The following is a 4,775-nucleotide window of genomic DNA, read 5'->3' on the forward strand; positions in this document are numbered from 1 at the left end:
GCGCCGAGGGTCACGAGAGCGGACGCCACGCGATCGGGCACGAGGGCGGTCGCGCGCCGTGCGGCGTCGGCGAGCAGATCGGCGTCGGTCGCGTGGTCCTCGCCGACGAGCTCGGCGAGCTCTTCGTGGTTGGGCTTGATGAGGTCGGGCCGGGCCGTGGCGACGACCGCGGCGAGGGCCTCGCCGGACGCGTCGACCGCGATGAGCGGGGCGTGGGCACCCCAGCGCTCGCGCACGGCGACGATGAGGTCGGCGTAGAAGGCGGCCGGAACCCCGGGAGGCAGCGATCCGGCCAACACGAGCCAGGTGGCGCCCTCGGCCGCGGCGACGACGCCGGCCGTCAGGGCCTCGGCCTCGGCGGCCGACAGTTCGGCACCCGGCAGGTTCAGCTTGGTCGTCTCGCCCGCGGGGTCGGTGATGGTGAGGTTCGCTCGGGCGCGACCCGCGACCTCGACCAGATCGAGGTCGATCCCGGTGTCCTCGAGCAGCATCCGGTACGGGTCGTGGGCGTTCACCGGGACGACGGCGCGGGCGTCGGCTCCGGCGGCGGCCACGACACGGGCGACGTTGACGCCCTTGCCCCCGGCGTCCTCGCGCGCGGACACCGCGCGCTGCACCTCGCCGACGACGAGCGCGTCAGGCAGGACCACGGCGCGATCGGCCGAGGGGTTGGCGGTCAGGGTGACGATCATGCGACGCGCACCTCGATGTCGGCGTCGGCGAGAGCCTCGGCCAGGTCGGCGGGCGGGGCCGCGTCGGTCACGAGAACGTCGATCTCGTCGAGCTGGGCGAAGCGCACGAGCAGTTCCTCTCCGAACTTGGCGGCGTCGGCGACGAGGACGACGCGACGGGCCGACTGGATGATCGCGGCCTTGACGGCGGCCTCGTCGGGGTCGGGGGTGCTGAGCCCGAAGCCGGCGCTCACGCCGTTCGTGCCGACGAACGCGATGTCGGGACGCAGCTGCGCGATGGTGCGCACGGTGTGGGCACCGACGGCGGCGGCGGTGACGCCGCGGACGCGGCCCCCGATGGTGGTGAGTGAGAGACGCTCCTCGCTCGAGAGCACGTGGGCGGCCTCGAGGGAGTGGGTGACGACCTCGACCCCGCCGATTCCCGCACCGAGGGCTTCCGGAAGAAGAGCGGCGACGGCGGCCGAGGTGGTGCCCGCGTCGACGAAGATCGAGCCTCGGAAGTCGTGGCCGAGCAGCGCGACGGCGGCCGAGGCGATCGCGCGTTTGGCGTCGCCGTGGTGCTCGCGACGCTCGGTGAGCGGGGACTCGGCGGTGCTGGCGCGACCGATGTCGACGGCGCCGCCGTGCACGCGGCGGAGGGAACCCAGGCTCTCGAGCCGGTCCAGATCGCGGCGCACCGTCTCGGTCGTCACGTCGAAGCGACGGGCGAGGTCGACGACGCTGACGCGTCCGACATCGCGCAGTTCGCGCTCGATGAGCTGCTGGCGCTCCATTGCGTACACGGGATCTCCTTCGAAGATTCCCACACAGTACAACACGAAACCACAGAGGGCAACACATTCCTGGTCGCGTCAGCGGCCATTCGGACACTCCCGGGTGACAGCAAAAGTGAGGTTACCCTTACCTAAGTAACTCCCCCGCCCGCCGCGAAAGAAGATCCCGGATGCCACGCGCCCGCGCCCTCGCCCTGCCCCTCGTCCTCGCCACCGCCGGAACCCTGCTCGCCGGCTGCGGCGCCTCCGAAGCCGTCCCCGTCGCGACGACGTCGACCGTGGGCGAGGGAAGCACCGTCTACCCGCTCACGGTGACCGACTGCGGACGCGAGGTCACCATCGACGCTCCCCCGGCGCGGGTCGTCTCGCTCGACCAGGACTCGACCGAGATCCTCCTCTCGCTCGGCCTTCAGGATCGCCTCGTGGGCACGGCATCGTGGACCGACCCCGTCCTCGACTCCCTCGCCGACGCGAACGCCGCCGTCCCCCGCCTCGCCGACAACGCGCCCACCTACGAGGTCGTCCTGGGCACCGACCCCGACTTTGTCACCGCCTCCTTCGGCCGCCACTTCGCCCAGGGCGGTGTCGCCACGCGCGACCGCTTCGCCGAGACCGGCATCCCCACCTACCTCTCGCCCACGGACTGCGACGGCGACGTCAGCGTCAACGCCGGAGGCACCCGCACGACCCCACTCACCGTCGACGTGCTCTACGGCGAGATCCGCGACCTCGCCCGCATCTTCGACGTCGCCGACCGCGGCGAGGCCCTCGTCGCCTCTCTGCAGCAGCGGGCGGCCGCCGCGACCGAGGGGGTCGACTTCGGCGGGCGCACCGTGGCGTTCTGGTTCGCCGACACCAAGACCCCCTACGTCGCCGGCGGGTACTCGAACGCCGGGCTGGCGGCATCCCTCACCGGAATGCGCAACGTCTTCGGCGATCAGACGGACGACTGGCCGGCGACGGGGTGGGAGAGCGTCGTCGCGGCCGACCCCGACGTGCTCGTGCTGGGCGACCTGCAGCGCGACCGTTTCCCCGGCGACCGTCTGGACGACAAGATCGCCTTCCTCGAGAGCGACCCGCTCACCCGGACGATGTCGGCGGTGCGGAACGGGCGCTACATCGCCCTGCACGGCGCCGAGCTGAATCCGTCGATCCGCTTCGTCGACGCGCTCGAGAAGATCCGCGCGTGGTGGGACGAGAACGGGAGCCTGCTCTGAGCGCCGCCGTCGTCGCGCGGGTCCGCACCCGCGGGCGCGCCGCGGGTGCCGGGGCGGTGACCACGGCGGTCGCGCTGCTGGTCGTCTCGGTCGCCGTCGCGGTGACGCTCGGCCCCGCCGACGTCTCACTGGTCAACGTGCGCGACATCCTGGCCAACCACCTGGGGCTCGCCGACATCCCCGTGAAGGCCGCGAAGGACGCCATCGTGTGGGAGGAACGCCTCCCCCGCGCCCTCGTCGCGGCCTGCGCCGGGGCGGGACTGGCCCTCTGCGGCGTGGTGATGCAGTCCCTGCTGCGCAACCCGCTGGCCGAGCCGTTCGTGCTGGGCGTGTCGTCGGGGGCCTCGACGGGCGCGGTCGTCATCGGCGTGCTCGGGCTGGGCGGCGGCGTCCTCGGCCTGTCGGGCGGCGCGTTCGTCGGGGCGGTGGTGGCGTTCGGCCTGGTCCTGCTGCTCTCGCGCTTCACCTCGGCGGGGACGGCGGGCGTGGTGCTCGCCGGGGTCGCCGGGACGCAGTTCTTCTCGGCGATCACCTCGCTCGTGGTCTTCGCCGCGGCCGACAGCGACGAGACGCGCGGGGTGATGTTCTGGCTGCTCGGCTCGCTCGAGGGGATGCGGTGGGACAAAGTGGCCCTGTGCGCCGCCGTCGTCGCGGTCGGCGGGGCCGTGTGCCTGCTGTCCGCGCGGGCACTCGACGCCTTCGCCTTCGGTGACGACGTCGCCGCGTCGCTCGGCATCCCCGTGGCGCGCCTGCGCGGGGGCCTGCTCGTGGTCACCGCTCTCATGACGGCGGCACTCGTCAGCGCGGTGGGTGCGGTCGGGTTCGTGGGGCTCGTCGTGCCGCACGCCGTCCGGCTCGTCGTCGGCCCCCGTCACTCCCGCGTGGTGCCGCTGTCTGCCCTGGTCGGCGCCGTGTTCATGGTGTGGGTGGATGCCGCCACCCGCACCCTCTTCGCGCCCACGCCCCTGCCGGTCGGTGTGGGCACGGCGCTGGTGGGCGTCCCGGTGTTCGTCGCGCTGCTCGTGCGCCGCCGGGCTCGCGGCTGAGGCGCCGACCAGCGAGGGTCAGTACGGCACGACGGTGATGGTGAACGAGATCGTCCGGCCGTCGGCACCGGTGAGGGTCGCCGCGGTGGTACCGACCTCGCGGACGAGGAACCCGGGCCGGAAGACCGCGCCCTCGGACGGCCCGCCCGGCGAGAACTCCGCGATCGCGACGTCGGCGGTCGTCCCCGTCCACTCGGCCTCGCTCGCGTCGGGAACGGTCAGCACCAGGGCCGTGCCGAGCAGCACCTTCACATCGGTGCCCTCGAGCTCGTCGGGGGCGACGAAGGTCGGCGGGAGCGCACCCTCCATCGGCGACTCGGTGGGGCTCGGCGCGACCGCGGCGGAGGCGTCGCCCAACGGCGTGGACGATGTTTCCGGCGCACAACCGGCGAGGGCGAGCGTCGCCGTGACGGCCACGACCACGGGGAGGAGGAGAGCGCGTTTCATCGGGACCTTCTCTCGGAACGTGGGCGGATGCCGTTCGGACTCGGAGCGTATCGCGGTCCCTCGCCCGCACCTCGACGCACCGCCGTCACGGCTCCACACCGATCGGCGATCCGACGACGCGCACCCCCACCTCGGCGCCCGGGTGGACGCTCGACGCGTACGGCGATACCGCGACGGCCACCTCGCCGTCCCCGGGCAGGGCGAGGTCGAGCACGACCCGATCGCCCTCGTCGCGTGCGCGCCGCACGCGCAGTCGCGTCGGCGACGCGGCGTCCGCCACCACCTGTCCGGGGCGCACGCGCACGGATCCGTCCCCGCTGCCCACCCACGCGGCGGGGACGGCGACCACCTCTCCCGTCAATCGCGCCACCTCGATCGACACCGGATGCCGGTACACCTCGCCCGGCGCGGCGATCTGCGCGATGCGCCCGCCCGTGAACACCGCCGCCCGGTCCGCCGCGGCGAACGCCTCGGCGCGGTCGTGCGTGATGAGAAGCGTCGCGACCCCGGCGTCGCGCAGCAGCGCCAAGACGCCGTCGCGCACCTCGGCCCGCAGGGCGGCGTCCAGGGCGTTGAACGGCTCGTCGAGCAGCACGACCG

Annotated in this window: 5 protein-coding genes and 1 pseudogene; 2 read left to right on the top strand and 4 right to left on the bottom strand. The window is 73.5% G+C overall.

The features are described 5' to 3' along the window. Positions 1–692, bottom strand: a 692-nt coding sequence (locus tag DBR36_RS06220; RefSeq protein WP_108318047.1) for a PfkB family carbohydrate kinase, incomplete at its 3' end; no start/stop codon positions are given. After that, positions 689–1,474 carry a DeoR/GlpR family DNA-binding transcription regulator gene (locus DBR36_RS06225; protein WP_181373503.1) on the bottom strand — a complete coding sequence of 262 codons (786 nt, stop codon included), beginning with the start codon at positions 1,472–1,474 and terminating at the stop codon, positions 689–691. The genes DBR36_RS06225 and DBR36_RS06220, both read right to left, overlap by 4 nt. 161 nt (positions 1,475–1,635) lie before the next feature. On the opposite strand from DBR36_RS06225, the gene DBR36_RS06230 reads away from it, so the two are divergent. Together DBR36_RS06230 and DBR36_RS06235 are read left to right on the top strand one after the other, a co-directional pair. Continuing rightward, positions 1,636–2,682, top strand: a complete 1,047-nt coding sequence (locus DBR36_RS06230) for an ABC transporter substrate-binding protein (RefSeq protein ID WP_108318049.1) — start codon at positions 1,636–1,638, stop codon at positions 2,680–2,682. Positions 2,683–2,738: 56 nt separating this feature from the next. Continuing rightward, positions 2,739–3,728 (top strand): iron ABC transporter permease, encoded by a 990-nt coding sequence (locus tag DBR36_RS06235; protein ID WP_258222592.1) that lies wholly within the window; start codon positions 2,739–2,741, stop codon positions 3,726–3,728. 18 nt (positions 3,729–3,746) lie between these two features. Here the strand turns inward: DBR36_RS06235 and DBR36_RS06240 are convergent, their stop codons facing one another. Both DBR36_RS06240 and DBR36_RS17605 read right to left on the bottom strand, forming a co-directional pair. Beyond that, on the bottom strand, positions 3,747–4,175 hold the full coding sequence (locus tag DBR36_RS06240; RefSeq protein WP_108318050.1) for a hypothetical protein: 429 nt from the start codon (positions 4,173–4,175) through the stop codon (positions 3,747–3,749). 85 nt (positions 4,176–4,260) lie between these two features. Beyond that, positions 4,261–4,775 (bottom strand): annotated as a pseudogene (locus DBR36_RS17605) (hypothetical protein); the annotation flags it as partial.

Source organism: Microbacterium sp. HMWF026, assembly GCF_003061325.1.
Lineage (GTDB): Bacteria > Actinomycetota > Actinomycetes > Actinomycetales > Microbacteriaceae > Microbacterium > Microbacterium testaceum_E.

What these genes read in the sequence shown, in the direction of transcription:
- DBR36_RS06230 (WP_108318049.1), top strand. Translation starts at nt 1,636, where the DNA reads ATGCCACGCGCCCGCGCCCTCGCCCTGCCCCTCGTCCTCGCCACCGCC.
- DBR36_RS06240 (WP_108318050.1), bottom strand. Translation starts at nt 4,175, where the DNA reads ATGAAACGCGCTCTCCTCCTCCCCGTGGTCGTGGCCGTCACGGCGACG.